This is a genomic window from Acidovorax facilis, assembly GCF_050626955.1.
In the GTDB taxonomy this organism is placed as follows: domain Bacteria; phylum Pseudomonadota; class Gammaproteobacteria; order Burkholderiales; family Burkholderiaceae_C; genus Acidovorax; species Acidovorax facilis.
Genome location: NZ_CP192460.1, coordinates 4,066,739 through 4,086,499 on the forward strand (window position 1 = coordinate 4,066,739; position 19,761 = coordinate 4,086,499).

Consider the following 19,761-nt stretch of genomic DNA (forward strand, 5'->3'; position numbering starts at 1 on the left):
GCTCAGGCCTCCTGAAGGGCAGTGGCACCGCGCGTTGCCCGCGTGGTGCGTGGCAGACCCACGATGTGGTCTGCAGTGGCCAGCAGCAGATCCACACCGCGTGGAAACACCCCATGGTTGGCCGCCCACTGGGCCTCGAAGTCGTCGGGCAAACCATCCACCTGCAAGGCCGCCACCTCCTGGATGCCGGGGCCACGCAAGTGCCACGCATCACTCGCGTCCACCGTGGTGGCGGCACGCGATACATCGACCACGCAAGTCGCTGACTGATCGGGGTAGATGTCGGTACCCAGGGCCAGACGGTTCAGGGCAGGCAGCGCATCACCCTGCGCCACCCACACAAAACGAGCCTGCGCAGCGTCGGCCACCACAGTGCAGCCTGTGTGAAAGCGCAGCCAAGCACCGGCATCACTGGCTGCCAGCTTGGGCGAGAGCCACAAGGTGCAGTCGCTGTCGAGCAGCGCCAGCAGCACGGCAGCCGATGCGGAATGCCCCACGGCAGGAGCTTGCGCGTCGTGTTCTACCGCCACCGTGCGGCCGGGGTGCGACAGCGCCTGCAGCACCGCGCGGAACACCGCCTGGCTGCCAAAGGCTTCATTCGAAAATCCGGCACCCAGCGATGCCAACGGGGTCGTGCTCATTCGGTGTCCTCGTCGTTGTCGGCACCGCTCTCGCGCGCCACGGTGAAAAAGTCCACCTTGGTGCTGGCGGCCCGCGCCTGGCGCTCGGCCTGGGTGTGGCGCAGGTGGTTGCGGATGGGTTCGAGCAGTTGTGCGTCCAGCACCGGTTGCTGAACAGGGTCTTGCAGCAGCGCATCGGCCAGGGCCGCCAGCTGCACCTGGCGGTGCGACCGGCCCAGCACGTAGGCCACGCCCACAGTGGCCTCGGCGGCGTCCGATGCGTCGGCCACGCGCAGCGCGCAGCGGGTGACGGTGACCTCGCCCAGGTTGAAGCGCTCGCCCGTGCCACCGGCGCGGCCCTGCACCATCATCAGGCCGGTCTCGGGCGCACGCAGCCAGCGCGCGGGGCGCGTGGCGTGCTCGTGCAACGCAGATTCGAGCAGCCCCAGCGGCGCCCGGGCCAGCAGCGCCATCCACTGCGCGCGGCCCAGGGGGCGGCCCGGCCCCGGGTTGTCAAAGGCTTGAAACATGGAAGTGGTACCCTGAAAGTTGTATAGACAAATTGAACAACTGGCGCGAGCTTAAAGAGCGCGCATGTAGGTTTCATGACAGCCAGCACAACCTCTCTCACGACCCCGTTGCAGGTCCCGCAAGCACCACCACTGCGCCCTGCGCGCGACAGCTTCTGGACGCGCATTGCCGCCGAGTTGGCCGAGGCCATCGGCAGCGGCGTCTATCCGCCAGGCCAGCGACTGCCCTCGGAACACGCGCTGGCCGAGCAGTTCGGCGTGAACCGCCACACCATTCGCCGCTCGCTCGCCAGCCTGTGCAGCCAGGGGCTGGTGCGCATCACACAGGGCAGCGGCACCTATGTGGAAGACTTTGCGGTGGACCTGGTGCTGGGCAAGCGCACGCGCCACCAGCAGGGCCTGGCACAGGCCGGTCTGCGCGGCAGCCTGGTGGTGCTGCAGGCCCAGACCACGCGCGCCACGGCGGCGCTGGCCAAGGCGCTGCAGGTGCCAGCGCGCAGCCCGCTGCTGGCGCTGCGCGTGCGGGGCGACGCCGAGGGCCAGCCCCTGCACATCAGCGAGCGCTACTTTCCCCTGCCCCGCTTCGAGAACCTGGCGGCCGTTGTGCGCGAAACGGGCTCCATCACCGCAGGCTTCACCGCCCACGGCGTGGCCGACTACACGCGCCGCGAAAGCCGCATCACCGCCGAGCTGCCCAGCGCCGAAGTGGCCGCCCAGTTGCGCCAGCCCACGTCGCGCCCCGTGCTGCAGGTAGAGAGCCTGAACGTGGACCTGGCAGGCACGCCCATCGAATGGGCCCGCGCCTGGTTTGCGGGCGACCGCGTGAAACTGACCATTGACCACGATGAACACGCCTGAAATGCCACCCACCCACCACCGCTATGCGGTCTATTTCGCACCCAACCCGGGCAGCTTGGGCTGGCTGGCCGGCAGCCATTGGCTGGGGCGCTGCGCCGCGCTGCTGCAGCCGCTGCAGCAGCTCGCCATCGACGGCGTGGCGGCGGACGACCTGCACCGCCTGACGGCGGCGCCCCGCCGCTACGGCTGGCACGCCACGCTCAAGGCGCCGTTTGCACTGGCGCCCGGCACCGACTGGATCGCGCTGCACCAGGCCGTGCAGTCCGTGGCGCGCGGGCTGCAACCCTTTGTGCTGCCGCCCCTGCAGGTGCAACGCATCGACGACTTTCTGGCGCTGGTGCCCCCGGCGTTGCACCCCGCCAATGCGCAGATCCAGCAGACCGCCGCCACCTGCGTGACGGCGCTGCAGCCTTTGGCCGCCCCCTTGTCCGACGCCGACCTGGCCCGGCGCCGCGCGGCGGGGCTCACTGCCCAGCAGGACGCGCTGCTGGAGCAATGGGGCTACCCGTTTGTCCTGGACGAGTTCCGATTCCACATGTCGCTCACCGGCAGCCTGGCGCAGGTGGACACACAGACGCAGGCGCTGGTGTTCGAGGCCGCGCAGGAGTTCTTCTCGGACCTTCCCATCCTGAAGTTCAACAGCCTGGCCTTGTTCGCAGAGCCCACACCCGGCGCCGACTTTGTGCTGCTGGATCACCTGGAGATGGGCGCATGACCGCGGGCCGGCTGGTCTACTGCATGGGCCCCTCGGGCGCGGGCAAAGACAGCCTGCTGGACTGGTTGCGGGCACACCTGCCCACCCCGTGCCCCGTGCACTGGGCGCAGCGCACCATCAGCCGCTCCGCCATGCCGGGCGGCGAAGCCCATGAAAGTGTTTCGCCCGAAACGTTTGTTGCTTTGCGCCACGAACTGGCCTTTGCCCTGCACTGGGAAGCCAACGGCCTGGGCTACGGCGTGCGGCATGCACAACTGGCGCCGCTGGCCCAAGGCCACTGGGTGCTGCTCAATGGCTCGCGCGCCTACTTGCCTGAGGCCCTGGCGCGCTTCCCGGACCTCGTAGCGGTGCACATCACCGCCAGCCCCCAGGTGCTGCGCGAGCGAATACTGTCGCGGGGCCGCGAGAGTCCTGAGCAGGTGGAGGCCCGCGTGCAACGGGCCATGGCCTACACACCGCCCCCAGGCACTGTCAGCCTAGAGGTACACAACGACGACGCGCTGGGCAATGCAGGCCAGCGACTACTGAACGCGCTGGAGCAGTTGCCGGGCTGGCCCCTGCACAGTGGCAAACTTTCACGCCAACAACCTGCCTATTCGTAACCCTTTCCATCCCGTCAGCCATCCACAGCACCCACCATGACTGCCATCACCGTCTATCACAACCCCAAATGCGGCACGTCCCGCAACACGCTGGCCATGATCCGAAACAGCGGCGTGGAGCCCGAGGTCATTGAGTACCTCAAGACCCCGCCCGACCGTGCCACGCTGGTGGCGCTGATTGCTGCCACGGGCGAGCCGGTGATCAACGCCGTGCGCACCAAGGAGGCGATCTTCACCGAGCTGCAGCTGGACGCACCGGGCGTCACCGACGCCCAGCTCATCGACGCAATGCTGCAGCACCCCATCCTCATCAACCGCCCCATCGTGGTCACGCCCCTGGGCACGCGGCTGTGCCGCCCGTCCGAGAAGGTGCTGGACATCCTGCCCGCCCCCCAGCAGGGCGCCTTCACCAAGGAGGATGGCGAAGTCGTCATCAACGCGCAGGGCCAGCGTGTCTGAGGCAACCTCGCGCGCCCCCGCCATGGCCCACCGCGCGGCATGAGCGCCGCCTCGCAACGCTGGACCGTGGCGCGCCTGGGCACGGCCCAGACGCTGGCCTGGGCCTCGTCCTACTACCTGCCTGCCATGCTGGCCACGCCCATGGCGCGCGACCTGGGTGTGGCCACTCCCACGATGTTCGCGGCGTTTTCCGTGGCGCTCATCGTGTCGGCGCTGCTCGGGCCTTTCGCGGGCCGAGCCATTGACCGCCATGGCGGTCGCCCGGTGCTGGTGGGCACCAACCTGTTGTTTGCAGCTGCTCTGGCGAGCATGGCCCTGGCGCAAGGCCCGGTGGGCCTGTTTGCCGCGTGGGTGCTGATGGGCGTGGCCATGGGGTCGGGCCTGTACGAGGCGGCGTTTGCCACGCTGGTGCGGCTGTACGGCCAGGGCGCGCGCAGCGCCATCACCGGCATCACGCTGATCGCGGGGTTTGCCAGCACCGTGGGCTGGCCGCTGTCGGCCTGGATGGAGACGCAGTGGGGTTGGCGCGGCGCGTGTGCGGGCTGGGCCGCATTGCACTTGCTGGTGGGCGTGCCGCTCAATGGCTGGCTGCCGCGCGCCGGCGCCGCAGAAAAGGCTACCGAACCATCGACGGACGCCATCGCAGCGCCCGCCACAGAACCGGCCGTATCCGCCCCGCCCACTCCAGCACACCCGCTGCGCACCACCGTGCTGCTGTCCTTCGTGTTTGCGGTCACCTGGTTCACGAGCACCGCCATGGCAGCCCACCTGCCTCGCCTGCTGCAGGCCAGTGGCACATCGCTGCAGGCGGCAGTGGCCCTGGCGGCGCTGGTGGGCCCGGCACAGGTGGCGGCGCGCCTGCTGGAGTTTGGTTTTCTGCGCCGCCTGCACCCGCTGCTGTCGGCCCAGCTGGCTGCCGCCGCACACCCCGTGGGCGCGGGCCTGCTGATGGTGCTGGGCGGGCCTGCTGCCGCAGTATTTACCGTGCTGCACGGAGCAGGCAACGGGATACTGACCATTGCCAAGGGCACGCTGCCACTGGTGCTGTTTGGGCCAGCAGGCTACGGCGCGCGCCAGGGCCTGATGATGGTGCCCGCCCGCGTGGCGCAGGCTTTTGCACCGGTGCTGTTTGGCATGCTGCTGGACAGCGCCGGGGCAGCTGCCCTGTGGCTCACCACACTGCTGGGCCTGGCCGCGTTGGGAGCGCTGTGGCTGCTGCGGCCCGTGGCGCGGGCCTGAACGAGCTATCAATCCATCGGTCAGCCGCGCGGCACCTCAAACGCCTTCCGCGCCGCGAGCGCTGCGGGGCGCGAGTGGCAGCCTTCCAGGTGGTCGTTGACCAGACCCATCGCCTGCATGAAGGCGTACACCGTGGTGGGTCCCACAAAGCTCCAGCCGCGCTTTTTCAGGTCCTTGGACATGGCAATGGATGCGGGCGAAGTGGACAGCGTGCGCGCCACCTCGCGCGTGATGCGCTCGGGCCGGTCGGCGGCAGTGGGCTCGTAGCGCCAGGCGTAGTGCGCCAGCGAGCCGAACTCGCGCTTGAGCTCCAGCACGCGGCGCGCGTTGTTGATGGTGGACTCGATCTTGCCCCGGTGGCGCACGATGGCCGCGTCCTGCACCAGACGCTCGACCTCGGCGGGGCCGAAGGCCGCGACCTGCTCGGCGTCGAAGTTCGCGAACGCGGCGCGAAAGCCCTCGCGCTTGTTCAGGATGGTGAGCCAGCTCAGACCCGACTGAAAACCCTCCAGACAGATCTTCTCGAACAGCCGCCGGTCGTCCGCCACGGGGAAACCCCACTCGTGGTCGTGGTAATGGCGATAGAAAGGCGTGGCCTGGCACCAGATGCAGCGTGGGCAATCGGCCTCGTCGGCAAACAGGCCGGCAGGCAGGTCAGGGGCGGATTCAGCGGTCATGCGCTGCATTCTAGAAACTGCACCGGCCACACTGCTGACACCCCTTCAAACGCTCCGCGCGATCTGCCCATAAACTGCCCGCATGCGCCAGTTTCTCCCCCATCTGCGAGCCGTGTCTCCCCTCATGATCAGCCTTGCCTTGGCGGGCTGCGCCAGCACCACCGGCCCCACCAGCATGCTGGGCTACTACTGGCAGTCGGTGCAGGGGCACATGCAGATCATGCAGGCGGCCGAACCCATCGACCGCTGGATCGCCCGCACCGACATCCCCCCCGCCCTGCGCGAGCGGCTGCAACTGGCGCAGCGCGCCCGCGCCTTTGCCGTGGCCGAGCTGGGCCTGCCTGACAACGCCAGCTACCGCCGCTATGCGGACCTCAAACGCCCCGCCGCCGTCTGGAACGTGGTGGCCGCGCCGCCGTACTCCCTCACGCTGCACACCTGGTGCTTCCCTGTGACGGGTTGCATTGGCTACCGGGGCTACTTCACCGAGGCTGCCGCGCAAGCCGAGGCAGCGGAGCTGGCCGCCCAGGGGCTGGAAGTGGAGGTGTATGGCGTGCCCGCGTATTCCACGTTGGGCTATATGAACTGGGCGGGCGGCGACCCGTTGCTCTCCACCTTTGTCGCCTGGCCCGAGGGCGACTTTGTTCGCCTGCTGTTCCACGAGCTGGCGCACCAGGTGGTCTATGCCAAGAACGACACCTTGTTCAACGAGTCCTTTGCCACGGCGGTGGAGCGCATCGGCGTTGTGCAGTGGCTGGCAACCCAGTCCACCCCGGAGGCCCGCAAGGCCTTTGCCACCAGCGAGGCACGGCGCAGCGCCTTCCGCGCGCTGACCCGCGCCACCCGCGCTCGGCTGGCAGCCATTTATGAACAAAAAGAAGCTCTAGCGCTGGATGATCAAGCGCTAGCAGCTATGAAAAGTGAAGCAATGGAGGCTTTCCGCACCGGTTACGCGGCCCTGCGCACGCAATGGCTGAACACATCCAGCGGGGGGGCACCCCAAGCCACCACCGCCCAGGTGGCGGGCTACGACCGCTGGGTGGCCAAGGCCAACAACGCCAGCTTTGCCGCCCAGGCTGCCTACGATGAACTGGTGCCCGCGTTCGAAGCCCTGTTCGAACGCGAGGGCCGCGACTGGCCCCGGTTTTATGATGCCGTACGGCAACTGACGCAACAGCCCCAGCCACAACGGCACGAGGCACTGCGCGCCCTTCTATCTGATACCCAACACCTCAAGGAGACACCCGGTGCCTGACATCCATATCCACCGCGACCACCACCTGGGCTTCAAGGAGGCCCGCAAGGTCGCCTTCTCCTGGGCCGAAAAGGCAGAAGAAAAATTCGACATGGAGTGCACCTACGAAGAGGGCGAGACGGAAGACCTGCTTACATTCACCCGCTCGGGCGTCAAGGGCACGCTGCTGGTGGATGCCCACCAGTTCGAGATGAAGGCGCAGCTGGGCTTTTTGTTCGGCGCGTTCAAGGACCGCATCGAGGCCGAAATTGGTGAGCAGCTCGACGCCCTGCTCAATGCGCCTCACCCCGGCGCCAAGAAGCCCGCTGTCGACAAGAAGAAGCACGCGGCTGAGGCAGGGGCAGACAAGCAGGGTACCAAGGCAGCGGCCAAACCTGCCGCCAAAGCCAAGAAGGCATAGCCACCAGGGCCGTCACCATGACATCCACCGTCACGGACACTGCCGCCCACAGCACGGCATTCGACACCCTCTCCACGCTGCTCCACACCCGCTACAGCTGCCGCGCGTTTCTGCCCGAACCCCTACCGCGCGCCACCATCGAAGCCATCCTGGTCACCGCGCAGCGCACGGCATCGTGGTGCAACGCGCAGCCCTGGCAGCTCACCATCGCCAGTGGCGCCACGCTGGAGCGCCTGCGCGGCGCGCTGCAGTCGCACATGGCCAACGCAGCCCCTGCGCCCGACCTGCCCTGGCCGCGCGAATACCGGGGCGTGTACCAGGAGCGGCGGCGCGAATGTGGCTGGGGCCTGTACGAAGCCCTGGGCATTGCCAAGGGCGACCGCGAAGCCTCCGCGCAACAGGCGGCGCAGAACTTCGCGATGTTCGGCGCGCCGCATGTGGCCATCATCAGCAGCGACGAGGCACTGGGCGTGTACGGCGCGGTGGACTGCGGCGCCTACGTGAACAACTTCATGCTGGCCACGCACAGCCTGGGCGTGGGCTCCATTGCACAGGCCGCGCTCGCGTCCTACCCCGGCGTGCTGCGCGAGGTGCTGGGCATTGGCGAGGACCGCAGCATCGTCTGCGGCATCTCGTTTGGCATGGCAGACACCGCCCACCCGGCCAACCATTTCCGCACCACACGCGCCGATCCGGCCAGCAGTGTGGTGTGGCGAGACTGAAAGGGCGTGACCGGGCGGGCGTCAGGCCACAGCGCGCAGCAGGGGGTTGTGCGTGCGCAGCAGCCCAAACAGGTTCTTGGGGTCTGACAGCTGGGGGATGAGTTCGATGGGTTGGCCCATGCCCAGCTCGGTGGCCGCATCGCGCAAGAATCGCAGTGCAGAAAAGTCCTCCAGCGCAAAACCCACGGAGTCGAACACCGTCACCGCCGCATCGCTGGCCCGGCCGGTGTGCTGACCTGCCAGCACTTCCCACAGCTCGGTCACCACAAAGTCGGCAGGCAACTGCTGGATGTCGCCTTCGATGCGTGTCTGCGGGGTGTATTCCACAAACACCTGGGCCTGGCGCAACACGTCGGCATGCAGCTCGGTCTTGCCGGGGCAGTCGCCGCCCACAGCGTTGATGTGCATGCCGGGCGCCAGCATGCCGGGCGTGAGGATGGTGGCATTGGTCTTGTCGGCCGTCACCGTGGTCACGATATCGGCGCCACGCACGGCCTCGGCCGTGCTGTTGCAGACCACGGTGCGCAGGCCCGTGCCTTGCAGGTTGGCCTGCAGCTTGGCGGTGGCGGCGGGGTCCGCATCAAACAGCCGCAGCGTGGTGACGCCCAGCAGGTGGTGGAAGGCCAGCGCCTGGAACTCGCTTTGGGCGCCGTTACCGATCAGCGCCATGGTGCGCGCACCGGGGCGTGCCAGGGCGCGGGCGGCCACGGCCGACATGGCGGCGGTGCGCAGGGCGGTGGTGAGGGTGAGTTCGCTCAGCAGCAACGGCACGCCGGTGGCTACATCGGCCAGCACGCCAAACGCCATCACGGTCGGCAACCCCCAGCGCGTGTTCTTGGGATGGCCGTTGACGTACTTGAACGCATAGGTCTGGTCGTCGGCAATCGGCATGAGTTCGATCACGCCGTCGCGCGAATGGCTGGCCACACGTGCGGATTTGTCGAACGCGCCCCAGCGCAGAAAGTCGGACTGGATGTAGTCGGCAATGCCGCGCAGGCAGGCCTCGACGCCTTTGCGCTGCACCAACTCGATGACATCGGGCGCACTGAGGTAGAGGGTGGAAAAGTGGTTCTTGGAAGGCATGGTGCTTGTCTCCGGGTGGGATACAAGCAGTGTCCCGGAGCAACGCAGCAATGGGAATTGCCCAAACTGCCGCATGTTGTGGAGTGGTTTGCCGGTATGGCAGAACAAATTACCACTTTGCACAATCGTCGGCCCCGCGCCATGGGGGCATGGGGCGCTATCCTCCCGCATCCGGCACATTCCACGCACGTCCGACAACATTCCGCACCATGACGCAACCCCAAGTCCTCATCAGCGAAGTCGGCCCGCGCGATGGCCTGCAGTCCGTCAAAGCCACCATGCCCACGGCCGACAAGCTGCGCTGGATCGACGCCCTGGTGGCCGCCGGGCTGCGCGAGATTGAAGTGGGCTCGTTCGTGCCTGCCCGCCTGCTGCCCCAGATGGCCGATGTGGCCGAGGTGGTGCGCCACGCGCTGACCCACCCTGGCATCACTGTGATGGCGCTGGCCCCCAACCTGCGCGGCGCCGAGGCGGCCCTCGCGGCAGGTGTGCACAAGGTCACGCTGCCGGTGTCGGCCAGCGCCGCCCATTCGCTGGCCAATGTGCGCAAGACGCGCGAGGCCATGGTCGAGGAAGTGCGCGCCGTGGCCCACCTGCGCGACGCGCAGGCCCCCGGCATGCTGGTGGAGGTGGGGTTGTCCACCGCCTTTGGTTGCACCCTGCAGGGCGAGGTGCCCGAGGACGACGTGATCTGGCTCGCGAGCCTGTGCGCTGAGGCCGGGGCCGACGAGGTGGGCCTGTCGGACACCACCGGCATGGCCAACCCGGCGCAGGTGCGCCGCCTCTTCACGCGCCTGCGCGCCGAGCTGGGCGCCAAGGCCGGGGCGGCCCACATGCACAACACCCGCGGCCTGGGCCTGGCCAATTGCCTGGCGGCCTACGACGTGGGGGTGCGAACCTTTGATGCGTCGCTGGGCGGCCTGGGCGGCTGCCCCTATGCGCCAGGCGCGTCGGGCAACGTGGTGACGGAAGACCTGGTGTTCATGTTCGAAGCCATGGGCATTGACATGGGGGTAGACCTGGAGCGCCTGATGGCCGCACGCGCGCCGCTGCAGGCGGGGCTGCCGGGAGAGCCGGTCTACGGCATGACGCCGGAAGCGGGACTGCCCAAGGGGTGGGTCCGGCGTTAGGCACCTTTGCCCCCAAAGCAAAAGGCGACCGAAGTCGCCTTTTGCTTTGGGGTACCGCTGTATCAGCTCAGCGAGGTGATCAGGTCCACATACTGTTGCTTGGCCTCGTCGGCACCCGTGCCCTTGAGCTTTTCCCAAGCGTCCCACTTGGCACGGCCCACCATATCGGAGAAGCTGGGCTTCTTCTCGGTGTTGTCGCCGGCGGTGGCTTGCTTGTACAGCGCGTAGATCTTGAGCAGCGTGGCGTTGTCGGGACGCTCGCTCAGGTTCTTGGAATTGGCCACGGCGGCTTCGAAGGTGGCGTTGAGGTCGGCCATATCGGTGTGCTCCTTGAGATCTTTGGGGGGAGGGAAAGAACGGTGTCGGCAAGGGTTTGCTGCGTTGTATCTTACGGGCTGAGCACAGTCTGGGACCGCTCAATCCATAGAGGCAAGTCCCCAAAAATCAAACAACAGGTGTACATCCGATGGTGACCCGCATTCCAGCCCCCAGCAAAGCCACTCCGGGCAAAGGCTCCAGCCCCCTGCGCACGATGCGCAACCAGGCCCCCGAGGTGGCGCGCAAGGCAGCCCAGGCCCTGCCCCCCGCAGCCCGCAAGGCCGCCACCGTGGTGCAGAAGAACGTGCGCCGCGCTGCCACCGGCATGCTGGGCCTGTCGGGCGAACGCATGACCAAGGTCGACACCGCCTGGCTGCGCATGGATTCGCACAGCAACCTGATGATGATCAACGGCGTGTGGACCTTGTCGCCCAGCATCACCTGGGAGGCCCTGTGCGACCGCGTGCAGCAGCGCCTGCTGCAGTACCCGCGCTTTCGCCAGCGCGTGGTGGAAGACGCAGCGGGCGCCACCTGGGTGGAGGACCGCAACTTCGACATCGCCGCGCATGTGCTGCGCGAGAAGCTGCCCCACCGACAAGGCCACAGCATGCAGCGCGCGCTGCAGGACCGTGTGGGCGAGCTGGCCATGCAGCCGCTCGATACCCGGCGGCCGCTGTGGCAAATGCACCTGATCGAAGATTTTGTGGGTGACGACGGCCAGCCGGGCAGCGCGCTCATCGTGCGCATCCACCACTGCATTGCGGACGGCATTGCGCTGATCTCGGTGACCATGTCCATCGTGGACGGCGGCGCCGAACCGCCCAAGCGCACCCGCAAAGAGCGCGAACAGGCTGCCACGGCCGAGGACTGGATTGCGGACGCGCTCATCAAGCCCTTTACCGACATGACGGTGAAGGCGCTGGATCTGGCCGGTGACGGCGCAGCCAAGTCGTTCAAGATGCTGAGCGACCCCGAGAAGACCATGCACCATGGGCTGGCTGGCACCATGGACATGGCACGCGTGGCCTACCAGTTGGTGAGCGATGCCGCTGCCCTGGCGCTGATGCCCGACGACTCACCCACGCGCCTGAAGGGCCAGCCCGGCAGTGCAAAGCGCGTGGCTTGGTGCCCGCCCATCCCGCTGGAAGAAGTCAAGGCCATCGGCAAGGCGCTCAACTGCTCCATCAACGATGTGCTGCTGTCGTGCGTGGCGGGCGCCATCGGCGGCTACCTGCGCAGCCAGGGCGACGACCCCACGGGCCAGGAGATCCGCGCCATGATCCCGGTCAACCTGCGCCCCATGGAAGAGGCCTGGAAGCTGGGCAACCGCTTTGGGCTGGTGCCGCTGGTGCTGCCGATTGGCGTGGCCAACCCCGTCGAGCGCGTGTACGAAGTGCGCAAGCGCATGAACGCGCTCAAGGGCAGTACCCAGCCCATCCTGGCGTTTGCGATGCTGGCCGTGGCGGGCCTGATGATCAAGCCCGCGCAGGATGCACTGCTCAACCTGTTCGGCCGCAAGACCACGGCCGTGATGACCAATGTGCCCGGGCCCAAGGAGCAGCTGACACTGTGCGGCTCACGCGTCACCCAGTGCATGTTCTGGGTGCCGCAGTCGGGCGACATCGGCCTCGGTGTCTCCATCCTGAGCTACGGTGGTGGTGTGCAGTTTGGCGTGATCACCGACACCACGCTCTGCCCCGAGCCGCAGCAGATCATCGACGCGTTTGCGCCCGAGTTTGACCAGCTGTCGCTGCTCACACTGATGCTGCCCTGGGGCGAGTGAACCGGGGAGCCTCGGTGGTGCTGAGGGCGCGCTGGGTGGACCTTGCCGGGGTGCTGGTGGCCCTGGTCTGCGCGGGCGCCGCTCATGCCGCCGTCACGGAAGAACATATCCAACAGCCCTACCCCGTGCGCGCCCTGCCCGGCGAGACCCTGCGGCAAGCGCTGAACGCCGCCACACCCATCACCGTCGACGGCCAGCGCTTTCACGGCTACACCCGCTGGAACGTGCGCTGGACCTTTCGCTGGTGGCGCGAGGCATCGGGCCGCTGCACCATCACCGAGGTCACCACCCGGCTGCGCACCCAGGTGCAATTGCCTGAACTGCACAGCGCCACACCCGCCCAGCTGGCGGTGTTCGACCGGTACCTGAGCGCCTTGTCCCGCCACGAACAGGGCCATGTGCAGTTCGGGCGCGATGCGGCGCAGGCCATTGACGAGGGCATTGCCGCACTGCCTGCTGCCCCCGACTGCGCGGCGCTGGAGCGCCAGGCCAACACGCTGGGCCACCGCTTGCTGCGCGAGCACGCGGAGCGCGAGAAGCAGTACGACCGCGACACCCGGCACGGCGCATCGCAAGGCGCCAGGCTGGAGTGAAAGGCCGGGTCCATCAACAAGCGTACAGGCTTGTGCGCTATCCCCGCCCCGCGCTGCGAAAGGCCGCCGACAACGCTGTCAGCGCATCGCGCGGGCGACCTTCCTGGTTGCGTGTGTGCAGCAGCACCGGCAGACGCGGCAGCTCAGGCAGCCCCAGGCGGGCACCCACATCCACCGCCCCCAGCGGCAGCATGCGCGGCGCCAGTGCCGCCACGCCCAGCCCGGCCATCACGGCCGCCGCCACGGCAGCAACGCCTCCACCCACAAACACCTCGGCCCAGGCGATGCCCCCAGCGTCCAGCGCCTGCCCCGCCATGGCCCGCACACCGCAGGGCTCGGCCAGCGTGGCCAGGGGCAGGGGCTCGCCCGCACGGTGCTGCCAGCCGGGGGCGGCGAACCAGCCGAAGGGCTCTTCGGCGATCAGCTCGCCATCGCTGCGGCCCACGTGCATGCGGGCCAGCACGGCATCCAGCTCACGCCGGTCGTAGCTTTGCAGCAGGTCGCCCGACGAGCCGATGCGGATCTCGATGAGCAGCTGTGGGTCTTGCTGGTTCATGCGGGCGATCAGCGCGGGCAGCTCCGGCCCGGCCACATGGTCGCTGATGCCGATGGTCAGGCGCTGGCGCGCCTGGGCGAACGTGGCCAGCGCCCGGTCGTGCGCGGCCAGCAGTTCACGCGCATGCTCCAGAAAGGCCGCGCCCCGGGCCGACAGCTGCACGTGGCGCGGCGTGCGCTCGATCAGGCGGCAGCCCAGCCGGTCCTCCAGCCGCTTGAGCTTGAGGCTTATCGCGGCCTGCGCCGTGCTCATGGCTTCGGCTGCGCGCGTGAAGCTGCCCAGCTCGGCAATGCGCACAAAGGCTTCGACGGCATCCAGATCCAGGGATCGCTCAATCATTTGAATTTGATATTTCTGAAATAGATATCCATAGCATATTCATATGGATAGGATTTCGCCAGCATCTTGTTCAGAAAGGATCTTGCGATGCCCCTCATCCACATTGCCATGCGCGCCGGCAAGCCTGCGGCCTACCGGCAGGCGATCTTTGACACGCTGTACCGCGCCTTGCGCGAGACCTTCAACGTGCCCGAGGACGACCAGTTCATGACCATCACCGAGCACGAAGCCGCGAACTTCCGCTACAGCCCCACCTACCTGGGCGTGGCCCGCAGCGACGACGTGGTGTTCATCCAGATCACCGCCAACAACACGCGCGGCCTGGAGCAGAAGAAGGCGCTGTTTGCGCGCATCGCGCAGCTGCTGGGCGAGAGCCCGGGCCTGCGGCCCGAGGACGTGTTCATCAACATCGTCGAGGTGGCCAAGGAGAACTGGTCCTTCGGCCACGGCCTGGCGCAGTACGCGTGAGGTGATGCGCAGCTCCGGGCAGGCAGGCTATGCGGCCAGGCCCGCCAGCAGGCGCTCAACACTGCCCAGCACCGCCTTCACCGGCTCGCCCATCTGCACACGCACGATGGCGCCCTCCACCACCAGGGTCACGGCCTGCGCGGTCTGCGCCCGGTGGGCGCCGGGGGGCAGCAGGGTGGCCAGAAGGTCCGTCATCTCCCGCTTGTGGCGCTGTGCAATCTCTATCACCTCCGGCACCGTGCTGCCCAGCTCGCCCACGCTGTTGATGAAGGCGCAGCCCCTGAAGTCATCGCGGCCAAACCATTCGGCCAGCGTGGCCACCAGCACATTCAGGCCGGACGCACCACCACGCTTTGCACCACCATGGCGCTCCAGGGCCGCAGCGAACCACGCGATCCAGCCTGCATGGCGGTATTCAAGATAGGCGCAGATGAGATCGTTTTTGCTGGGGAAATGCCGGTAGAACGTGACCTTGGTGACGCCCGACTCGGCGATCACGCGGTCGATGCCCGTGGCACGGATACCGTCGCGGTAAAACAGCACGTGCGCGGTCTGCAGCAGGCGGTCGCGGGCAGGCAGGTCTTTCCAGTCGGAAGGCGGCAGGGGAATCATGTGGGCATTGTAGACAAGTCTGTCTACATTTCGCTATGATGCGATGTAGACAGACTTGTCTACCAATTCCTCTTGACCCACAACCCCAAGGTGCTGCCCATGGAAACCCGTCCGCCTCTTCCCCCCTTCTCCCTGCAAACCGCCATCCAGAAAGTGCGCCTGGCCGAAGACGGCTGGAACTCGCGCGACCCGGCGCGCGTGGCCCTGGCTTACACCGAGGACACCCGCTGGCGCAACCGGGCTGAGTTTCCCGTGGGCCGCGAGGCCGCCCGGCAGCTGCTGGAGCGCAAGTGGGCGCGCGAGCTGGACTACCGCCTCATCAAAGAGCTCTGGGCGTTCAGCGGCCACCGCATCGCCGTGCGGTTCGCCTACGAATGGCATGACGACGCGGGCCAGTGGTACCGCAGCTATGGCAACGAGAACTGGGAGTTCAACGATGCGGGCCTGATGGCCGTGCGCCACGCGAGCATCAACGACCGGCCCATCAACGCGGCGGACCGGTTGTTCTTGTGGCCTTTGGGGCGGCGCCCGGACGACCATCCGGGGCTGAGCGGCCTGGGGCTGTGAGCCCCAAGACCGAGAGCAACGCTGCGGGGCAACCCGCAACGTCGCCTACCATCCGCCCCATGCACCGTCAGGTCGCCGAGCAGGTGAAGCTCTCGGCCTTGGCCGGGTCACCCGTGCCGTTGTAGCGCGGGAACTTCGGGTACTCGCACACCGGGCGCTGGGCCACGGGGGTGGTGGTGCCGGGCGCGAACTTCGTGGCCACCAGTTTGTCGGGCGCCGTGCCCTTTTCCACCCATGCGTCCATGGCGGCCAGCAGGTCGATGGAGCGGGGCTCGGTGCCCGCGCCGTCCAGGTCATGCCCGTTGGAGGGCGAGGTGACCATGCGCGCGAAGCTCTGCACCTTGCTGGCGCCCAGGCGCTGCTTCACCGTGTCGAGGTACTCCACCGTGCGGTACATCGACACGCAGGTGTCGCCCGCGCCGTACCAGATCAACAGCTTGCCGCCGTTGTCGGCAAAGGCAGCAATGTCCGGGTCGGTGCCGTCGATCATCTCGGCCAGGCGGGTGTACTGCGCCTGGTACTGCGTGGGGTCGTGGCTCAGGATGTTGGCGTTGGGGTTGCCCTCCACCAGGCGCGCAGCCGCCGTCACGGCCATGTGGTTGAACGAATCGGGGGCATCGAAGCTGGTGCCGAACATGTACGACTGCCAATCGGACGTGGACGCGCCGCCCCGGCCAAAGCGCGGATAGCCCACCGCGCCGCGCGACAGGGTCACGGGCGTCTTGTGGTCGCTGTAGATGAGGCGGATGGACTCGATCTGCCCGGCCGTGAGGCAGCTGTCGCTGTCCGCGCCCTGGCACAGCAGCTCGGTGGGCACGTAGTTGCAGGCCTCGACGTTGCCGATGATGCCGTCCTTCAGACCGTCCAGCCCGTCGCACGCGGCCGTCTCGGCCTTGGCGTAGAGCGCGATCTTGGCGGGGCTCATCCAGTTCTCGCGGCTCTTGAAGATGTGGCGCAGCACCGTGGGGCCGAGGTTGACCTGGTGCGCCTGCTGGGCGATGGCGGGCTCCATGGCCACCACGCCGTCGTAGTCCTTGGGGTACTTCTGCGTGGAGATCAGACCTGAGCGCCCGCCGTTGGAATGGCCCATGTGGTAGCGCCGCACGGGGCGCTTGCCGTAGAACTCGGTGGCGATGGCGGTGCCCACCTCCAGCACAAAATGGTTGGCGTCGAACGCATGGTTGCGCAACGCCACATCGCTCTTGCCCCAGGCGAAACCCTGGATCTGGTGGCCGGAGTCGGAGCTGATCTTCACATACGGATTGGCCGATGGGCCCACCAGCTGCTGGTACCACGGGTCGTCTGTGGGGATAAACCCGTCGAAGCCGCCACCGCCGATGGTCAGCGTCTTGCTGTTCCATTGCGCCAGCGTGGGCAGTTCCACCGCCCAGTTGATGGTGGAGTCGGGCGAGGACACGATCTGCCCGCGCACGATGCACACGTCGGGCAACGTGCCCTCGGCCTTGCGCAGCTCGGTGCGCGTGAGCTTGGCGCCATGGGGCAAGGTGGTTGACTTGTAGGCAGCGCAAGCTTCTGCCAAGGGCTTACTGGCCAGGGGCGCAGGGGCATCGCTGCCACCGCCGCAGGCCGTCAGCGCCAGGGTGGCTGCGGCGCCCAGGCCGCCCAGGGCGCGTGCGGGCCATCGGCCCGAGGGTGCCGCGGATGCGTTGCGACGGGGGTGCGCCACGGCGGCGCGGGTGGGGTGCGGGAACATGCGGGAAGTCTCCTGTGGTGTGTTGTTCTCAGGAGCCCAGCTTGCGGCGGCAGCGCCACCGCAGTCTCTGGGACTCCGGTGCGGACGATAGAAAAAGAAGCTGCCGCTGCGGCCTCTGCAAATGCAGAGGGAGCGGGAAACTACCGAGCCCGCACAGCGGCGGGCCACCGCCCTACGCGTTGCGCAGCGCCGCCACCAGTTCCAGCTTGTTACGCACACCCAGCGCTGCGTAAGCGGTGCGCAGGTAGGTGCGCACCGTGGCGGGCGTGAGGCCCAGCGTGGCGGCAATGTCCTTGTGCGACTGCCCCTGGGCGTACAGCATGGCCACGCTCAGCTCGCGCGGGGCCAGCGCCTGCTTGTGCTGGCGCGATGCGATGCTCAGCGCCACCAGCGGGCCGCAGGGCTCCAGCCGCAGGCGGCAGGCCTTGCCCAGCACCAGGTTGCAAGGAGCGCCGGGCAGCGCCTGCACCACGGCCGGGGGCAGGTGGGTGCCCGCCCATTCCGGGTGGGCCGCACGCAGGGCCTGGCTGATGCGCAGGCCCGCAAACAGCAGCTCGCCCGTGGGCTGTGCCAGCGCAAAGCTGTCCCAGGGCCGGCGGGGCGAATCGCTTTGCAACCCCTGCAGCCGGTGGTGCCAGTGCTGCAGAAGGTGCAGCACAAACTCGCCGAACAGCACGGTTTCGGCATCGGTGAATTCGCTGTGTGTGGGCGTCCGGTAGACCGAGACAAAAAACAGCAGTCCGCTGTGCGGCAGCTCAGCCGTGAGGGCCATGCAGTGGTACAGGCCGTGCCGCTCTGCGAAGGCCATCACCTGCGGGTCTTCAGGTGGCGCGCCGACCAGGTCGCGCTCGCGGATCACCTCGCCCAGGTGGCGCATGGAATGCTTCGCAAAATCGTCCGCAGCGGACAAGGCGTTCCACTCGTCGGCAAAACCCCGGGCCAGGCCGATGCTGCCGTGCAGCCAGTTGCGCGGCGCGGCCTGCACCTCCTGCGCGCCGCCCCCTGCGCCAGACTCGCCTGCCGACACCTCGCCCCACCACGCCGAATCAAAAGGCACCAGCCCGCGCAGCGTCTGCAGCGCCTGGTGCAGCAGGTCCTGCGGCGGCGCGTGCTGGGCCTGTTCAGCCAGCTGGAGCAGGCTGCGGCTGAGCGCGCGCAGGGGATCTGCTTGCTGCGCTTGCGCTGCCACGTGTGCCACGCTGGGCGGCCTCATGGGCCAGCGTGTTCTGCTGCGTGCGGGATGGGGGGTGTGCGGGGGCGTGGCGCCATGGGGTCTCCTGGTTTTTGGGAACGATGGTAGCCGCCATGCGCCAGCGGCTCCCTCGTAAAAACCAGGCCCCATGGACCTGAAATACTATATTTTTTATAGCTACTTGCGCTTTCTGGATAAGCGCCAGGTGCATTTTTCACCAAGTATTCAAGAAACCAGCCCCTCCACCGCCTGGAACATCGACTGCCGCGCTTGGCTGATGATCTGCCCCTTCCAGGCATCGGTGTCGGTGTAGAAGGCCGCCAGCATTTGTGCCTTGATCTGGGCGGCCTTGTCGGCGGGCGTGTCGGGGTGCAGGTTGAGCCACTGCTCGGCACGGATGGCGTTCATCACGTCGAGCACGGGCACCGTGCCGTACTCCATGGCGATGCCGGTGTACTCTGCATGCGGGCATTCGTCGTAGATCGAGGTCCACATGAGGCCGGTGAGGAAGGCCGAGGTGGACGAGCCGTCGTAGATGGACGTGACCGGCGTGGCGCCACCGCCGCCCCACCAGGCGCGCGCACGGGCCACGGCCACATCGTCATCATTGCCTGCGTAGATGCGCTCGCCATGGCCGCTGGGGCCCAGGCCGGTGTGCAGGTCAATCCAGGCGATGTTCGAAGCGCTGGCGCCGTGCTGGCGCAGCACCTGGCGCAGCGTGCGGTTGCTCCAGGTGGGCTCGGTGCCACCAAAGAACACGCCCTGTGGAAACTCGTGCTGGCCCTGCGAGATGGCCGCCTGCCACGCGGCCTCGCCCTTGGTGGCGATGTACTGCTGCACGGCGGCCAGGTTCTCGGGGCCGGGCGGCCACTGCTCGGGCAGCAGCAGGGGCTGCACCTCGCGGTAGGCGGTGTTCACGGGCAGGGGCTTGCTGAAGTCCTGGAAGTTGCGGTTCAGGTCCACGTTCTCGTGCGTGAAGCGGCGCACATGCGAGAAGCCATACGGGTTCAGCGCATGGATGTAGAGCGTGGCCACACCGGCATCGCGCGCCTTGGCCCGCCACTCGGCGTCGTGCAGCGCAAACACCTGCACGCCGCTGCCGCAATAGCCTTCGACGCCATGGCAGGCGCTGCTCACGATGAGCAGCTTCTTCGCGTCCGCCGGGCCGTCACGCACCACGTCCATGGCCAGGTCCTCGCCGTCGCGGCCCTTGAGCGGATGGGCGTGCGATTCGATGGGCAGGCCGGCTGTTGCGGCGGCCTCCAGAAACTTCTTTCGCGCCTGCGCGTAGCTGGGCGAGAAGGCTTCAACGATTCCGGTCATGGGCGG

Annotated in this window: 23 protein-coding genes; 13 read left to right on the forward strand and 10 right to left on the reverse strand. The window is 67.7% G+C overall.

Annotated features, from left to right (window positions below; translation table 11 throughout):
- Positions 1 to 2 precede the first annotated feature (2 nt).
- Both phnH and phnG read right to left on the reverse strand, forming a co-directional pair.
- Positions 3 to 641 (reverse strand): phosphonate C-P lyase system protein PhnH, encoded by a 639-nt coding sequence (gene phnH / locus ACQ4MJ_RS18595; protein ID WP_094289199.1) that lies wholly within the window; start codon positions 639 to 641, stop codon positions 3 to 5.
- Positions 638 to 1,150, reverse strand: a complete 513-nt coding sequence (gene phnG, locus ACQ4MJ_RS18600; protein WP_094289204.1) for a phosphonate C-P lyase system protein PhnG — start codon at positions 1,148 to 1,150, stop codon at positions 638 to 640. Before phnG ends, phnH begins: the two co-directional genes overlap by 4 nt.
- A 75-nt stretch (positions 1,151 to 1,225) precedes the next feature.
- On the opposite strand from phnG, the gene phnF reads away from it, so the two are divergent.
- The 5 genes from phnF to ACQ4MJ_RS18625 are packed head-to-tail and all read left to right on the forward strand — an operon-like array spanning position 1,226 to position 5,023.
- Positions 1,226 to 2,008 carry a phosphonate metabolism transcriptional regulator PhnF gene (gene phnF, locus ACQ4MJ_RS18605; RefSeq protein WP_008903098.1) on the forward strand — a complete coding sequence of 261 codons (783 nt, stop codon included), beginning with the start codon at positions 1,226 to 1,228 and terminating at the stop codon, positions 2,006 to 2,008.
- Positions 1,995 to 2,723, forward strand: a complete 729-nt coding sequence (locus ACQ4MJ_RS18610) for a DUF1045 domain-containing protein (RefSeq protein ID WP_431151684.1) — start codon at positions 1,995 to 1,997, stop codon at positions 2,721 to 2,723. The genes phnF and ACQ4MJ_RS18610 overlap by 14 nt, the downstream gene beginning before the upstream one ends.
- Complete coding sequence (gene phnN / locus ACQ4MJ_RS18615) at positions 2,720 to 3,325, forward strand: phosphonate metabolism protein/1,5-bisphosphokinase (PRPP-forming) PhnN (RefSeq protein ID WP_121507742.1); 606 nt, start codon at positions 2,720 to 2,722, stop codon at positions 3,323 to 3,325. The genes ACQ4MJ_RS18610 and phnN overlap by 4 nt, the downstream gene beginning before the upstream one ends.
- Positions 3,326 to 3,361: 36 nt before the next feature.
- Complete coding sequence (arsC, locus tag ACQ4MJ_RS18620; RefSeq protein WP_431151682.1) at positions 3,362 to 3,784, forward strand: arsenate reductase (glutaredoxin); 423 nt, start codon at positions 3,362 to 3,364, stop codon at positions 3,782 to 3,784.
- A gap of 39 nt (positions 3,785 to 3,823) precedes the next feature.
- A complete protein-coding gene (locus tag ACQ4MJ_RS18625) occupies positions 3,824 to 5,023 on the forward strand; it encodes an MFS transporter (protein ID WP_431151681.1) in 1,200 nt (399 codons plus the stop codon).
- A gap of 20 nt (positions 5,024 to 5,043) precedes the next feature.
- Here ACQ4MJ_RS18625 and ACQ4MJ_RS18630 read toward each other — a convergent pair whose 3' ends face one another.
- A complete protein-coding gene (locus ACQ4MJ_RS18630; protein ID WP_228897542.1) occupies positions 5,044 to 5,709 on the reverse strand; it encodes a DNA-3-methyladenine glycosylase I in 666 nt (221 codons plus the stop codon).
- A 73-nt stretch (positions 5,710 to 5,782) separates the two neighbouring features.
- Between ACQ4MJ_RS18630 and ACQ4MJ_RS18635 the strand changes: the two genes are divergently transcribed.
- From ACQ4MJ_RS18635 to ACQ4MJ_RS18645, 3 genes are read left to right on the forward strand one after another with little or no spacing between them, the layout of a single operon-like run.
- On the forward strand, positions 5,783 to 6,955 hold the full coding sequence (locus ACQ4MJ_RS18635) for an aminopeptidase (protein WP_431151680.1): 1,173 nt from the start codon (positions 5,783 to 5,785) through the stop codon (positions 6,953 to 6,955).
- The gene (locus tag ACQ4MJ_RS18640; RefSeq protein WP_431151679.1) at positions 6,948 to 7,355 is read left to right on the forward strand and encodes a polyhydroxyalkanoic acid system family protein; all 408 of its coding nucleotides are present in this window, start codon (positions 6,948 to 6,950) and stop codon (positions 7,353 to 7,355) included. Before ACQ4MJ_RS18635 ends, ACQ4MJ_RS18640 begins: the two co-directional genes overlap by 8 nt.
- A 17-nt stretch (positions 7,356 to 7,372) precedes the next feature.
- Positions 7,373 to 8,077 carry a nitroreductase gene (locus ACQ4MJ_RS18645; RefSeq protein ID WP_431151678.1) on the forward strand — a complete coding sequence of 235 codons (705 nt, stop codon included), beginning with the start codon at positions 7,373 to 7,375 and terminating at the stop codon, positions 8,075 to 8,077.
- Between the two features lie 21 nt (positions 8,078 to 8,098).
- Here the strand turns inward: ACQ4MJ_RS18645 and ACQ4MJ_RS18650 are convergent, their stop codons facing one another.
- A complete protein-coding gene (locus ACQ4MJ_RS18650) occupies positions 8,099 to 9,160 on the reverse strand; it encodes an ornithine cyclodeaminase (RefSeq protein ID WP_431151676.1) in 1,062 nt (353 codons plus the stop codon).
- 209 nt (positions 9,161 to 9,369) lie between these two features.
- Here ACQ4MJ_RS18650 and ACQ4MJ_RS18655 point away from each other — a divergent pair, with 209 nt between their 5' ends.
- Positions 9,370 to 10,290 carry a hydroxymethylglutaryl-CoA lyase gene (locus ACQ4MJ_RS18655; RefSeq protein WP_431151674.1) on the forward strand — a complete coding sequence of 307 codons (921 nt, stop codon included), beginning with the start codon at positions 9,370 to 9,372 and terminating at the stop codon, positions 10,288 to 10,290.
- Between the two features lie 62 nt (positions 10,291 to 10,352).
- On the opposite strand, the gene ACQ4MJ_RS18660 is transcribed toward ACQ4MJ_RS18655, so the two are convergent.
- A complete protein-coding gene (locus ACQ4MJ_RS18660; RefSeq protein ID WP_055397012.1) occupies positions 10,353 to 10,607 on the reverse strand; it encodes an acyl-CoA-binding protein in 255 nt (84 codons plus the stop codon).
- Positions 10,608 to 10,756: 149 nt separating this feature from the next.
- Between ACQ4MJ_RS18660 and ACQ4MJ_RS18665 the strand changes: the two genes are divergently transcribed.
- Complete coding sequence (locus tag ACQ4MJ_RS18665; RefSeq protein WP_431151673.1) at positions 10,757 to 12,391, forward strand: wax ester/triacylglycerol synthase family O-acyltransferase; 1,635 nt, start codon at positions 10,757 to 10,759, stop codon at positions 12,389 to 12,391.
- Entirely contained in the window at positions 12,388 to 12,984 is a 597-nt protein-coding gene (locus ACQ4MJ_RS18670) for a DUF922 domain-containing Zn-dependent protease (RefSeq protein WP_431151672.1), read from the forward strand. Before ACQ4MJ_RS18665 ends, ACQ4MJ_RS18670 begins: the two co-directional genes overlap by 4 nt.
- Before the next feature lie 37 nt (positions 12,985 to 13,021).
- Here ACQ4MJ_RS18670 and ACQ4MJ_RS18675 read toward each other — a convergent pair whose 3' ends face one another.
- Positions 13,022 to 13,879 carry a LysR family transcriptional regulator gene (locus ACQ4MJ_RS18675; RefSeq protein WP_431151671.1) on the reverse strand — a complete coding sequence of 286 codons (858 nt, stop codon included), beginning with the start codon at positions 13,877 to 13,879 and terminating at the stop codon, positions 13,022 to 13,024.
- An 87-nt stretch (positions 13,880 to 13,966) separates the two neighbouring features.
- On the opposite strand from ACQ4MJ_RS18675, the gene ACQ4MJ_RS18680 reads away from it, so the two are divergent.
- Entirely contained in the window at positions 13,967 to 14,347 is a 381-nt protein-coding gene (locus ACQ4MJ_RS18680) for a tautomerase family protein (RefSeq protein WP_218299007.1), read from the forward strand.
- A gap of 27 nt (positions 14,348 to 14,374) precedes the next feature.
- Here the strand turns inward: ACQ4MJ_RS18680 and ACQ4MJ_RS18685 are convergent, their stop codons facing one another.
- Positions 14,375 to 14,959 (reverse strand): TetR/AcrR family transcriptional regulator, encoded by a 585-nt coding sequence (locus ACQ4MJ_RS18685; RefSeq protein WP_431151670.1) that lies wholly within the window; start codon positions 14,957 to 14,959, stop codon positions 14,375 to 14,377.
- A gap of 99 nt (positions 14,960 to 15,058) precedes the next feature.
- Between ACQ4MJ_RS18685 and ACQ4MJ_RS18690 the strand changes: the two genes are divergently transcribed.
- The gene (locus ACQ4MJ_RS18690; protein ID WP_431153049.1) at positions 15,059 to 15,526 is read left to right on the forward strand and encodes a DUF1348 family protein; all 468 of its coding nucleotides are present in this window, start codon (positions 15,059 to 15,061) and stop codon (positions 15,524 to 15,526) included.
- Between the two features lie 67 nt (positions 15,527 to 15,593).
- Here the strand turns inward: ACQ4MJ_RS18690 and ACQ4MJ_RS18695 are convergent, their stop codons facing one another.
- From ACQ4MJ_RS18695 to ACQ4MJ_RS18705, 3 genes are all read right to left on the reverse strand, one after another.
- Positions 15,594 to 17,240: a tannase/feruloyl esterase family alpha/beta hydrolase gene (locus tag ACQ4MJ_RS18695; protein WP_431151669.1), complete on the reverse strand. Its 1,647-nt coding sequence runs from the start codon at positions 17,238 to 17,240 to the stop codon at positions 15,594 to 15,596.
- A gap of 172 nt (positions 17,241 to 17,412) precedes the next feature.
- The gene (locus ACQ4MJ_RS18700) at positions 17,413 to 18,453 is read right to left on the reverse strand and encodes a response regulator transcription factor (protein ID WP_431173662.1); all 1,041 of its coding nucleotides are present in this window, start codon (positions 18,451 to 18,453) and stop codon (positions 17,413 to 17,415) included.
- A 204-nt stretch (positions 18,454 to 18,657) separates the two neighbouring features.
- A complete protein-coding gene (locus ACQ4MJ_RS18705) occupies positions 18,658 to 19,755 on the reverse strand; it encodes a M14 family metallopeptidase (protein ID WP_055396967.1) in 1,098 nt (365 codons plus the stop codon).
- Positions 19,756 to 19,761: the final 6 nt, after the last annotated feature.

Excerpts from the sequence above, each read along its gene's own strand:
- phnH (WP_094289199.1), bottom strand. The coding sequence starts at position 641 with ATGAGCACGACCCCGTTGGCATCGCTGGGTGCCGGATTTTCGAATGAA.
- phnG (WP_094289204.1), bottom strand. The coding sequence starts at position 1,150 with ATGTTTCAAGCCTTTGACAACCCGGGGCCGGGCCGCCCCCTGGGCCGC.
- phnF (WP_008903098.1), top strand. The coding sequence starts at position 1,226 with ATGACAGCCAGCACAACCTCTCTCACGACCCCGTTGCAGGTCCCGCAA.
- ACQ4MJ_RS18610 (WP_431151684.1), top strand. The coding sequence starts at position 1,995 with ATGAACACGCCTGAAATGCCACCCACCCACCACCGCTATGCGGTCTAT.
- phnN (WP_121507742.1), top strand. The coding sequence starts at position 2,720 with ATGACCGCGGGCCGGCTGGTCTACTGCATGGGCCCCTCGGGCGCGGGC.
- arsC (WP_431151682.1), top strand. The coding sequence starts at position 3,362 with ATGACTGCCATCACCGTCTATCACAACCCCAAATGCGGCACGTCCCGC.
- ACQ4MJ_RS18625 (WP_431151681.1), top strand. The coding sequence starts at position 3,824 with ATGAGCGCCGCCTCGCAACGCTGGACCGTGGCGCGCCTGGGCACGGCC.
- ACQ4MJ_RS18630 (WP_228897542.1), bottom strand. The coding sequence starts at position 5,709 with ATGCAGCGCATGACCGCTGAATCCGCCCCTGACCTGCCTGCCGGCCTG.
- ACQ4MJ_RS18635 (WP_431151680.1), top strand. The coding sequence starts at position 5,783 with ATGCGCCAGTTTCTCCCCCATCTGCGAGCCGTGTCTCCCCTCATGATC.
- ACQ4MJ_RS18645 (WP_431151678.1), top strand. The coding sequence starts at position 7,373 with ATGACATCCACCGTCACGGACACTGCCGCCCACAGCACGGCATTCGAC.
- ACQ4MJ_RS18650 (WP_431151676.1), bottom strand. The coding sequence starts at position 9,160 with ATGCCTTCCAAGAACCACTTTTCCACCCTCTACCTCAGTGCGCCCGAT.
- ACQ4MJ_RS18655 (WP_431151674.1), top strand. The coding sequence starts at position 9,370 with ATGACGCAACCCCAAGTCCTCATCAGCGAAGTCGGCCCGCGCGATGGC.
- ACQ4MJ_RS18660 (WP_055397012.1), bottom strand. The coding sequence starts at position 10,607 with ATGGCCGACCTCAACGCCACCTTCGAAGCCGCCGTGGCCAATTCCAAG.
- ACQ4MJ_RS18665 (WP_431151673.1), top strand. The coding sequence starts at position 10,757 with ATGGTGACCCGCATTCCAGCCCCCAGCAAAGCCACTCCGGGCAAAGGC.
- ACQ4MJ_RS18675 (WP_431151671.1), bottom strand. The coding sequence starts at position 13,879 with ATGATTGAGCGATCCCTGGATCTGGATGCCGTCGAAGCCTTTGTGCGC.
- ACQ4MJ_RS18680 (WP_218299007.1), top strand. The coding sequence starts at position 13,967 with ATGCCCCTCATCCACATTGCCATGCGCGCCGGCAAGCCTGCGGCCTAC.
- ACQ4MJ_RS18685 (WP_431151670.1), bottom strand. The coding sequence starts at position 14,959 with ATGATTCCCCTGCCGCCTTCCGACTGGAAAGACCTGCCTGCCCGCGAC.
- ACQ4MJ_RS18690 (WP_431153049.1), top strand. The coding sequence starts at position 15,059 with ATGGAAACCCGTCCGCCTCTTCCCCCCTTCTCCCTGCAAACCGCCATC.
- ACQ4MJ_RS18695 (WP_431151669.1), bottom strand. The coding sequence starts at position 17,240 with ATGTTCCCGCACCCCACCCGCGCCGCCGTGGCGCACCCCCGTCGCAAC.
- ACQ4MJ_RS18700 (WP_431173662.1), bottom strand. The coding sequence starts at position 18,453 with ATGAGGCCGCCCAGCGTGGCACACGTGGCAGCGCAAGCGCAGCAAGCA.
- ACQ4MJ_RS18705 (WP_055396967.1), bottom strand. The coding sequence starts at position 19,755 with ATGACCGGAATCGTTGAAGCCTTCTCGCCCAGCTACGCGCAGGCGCGA.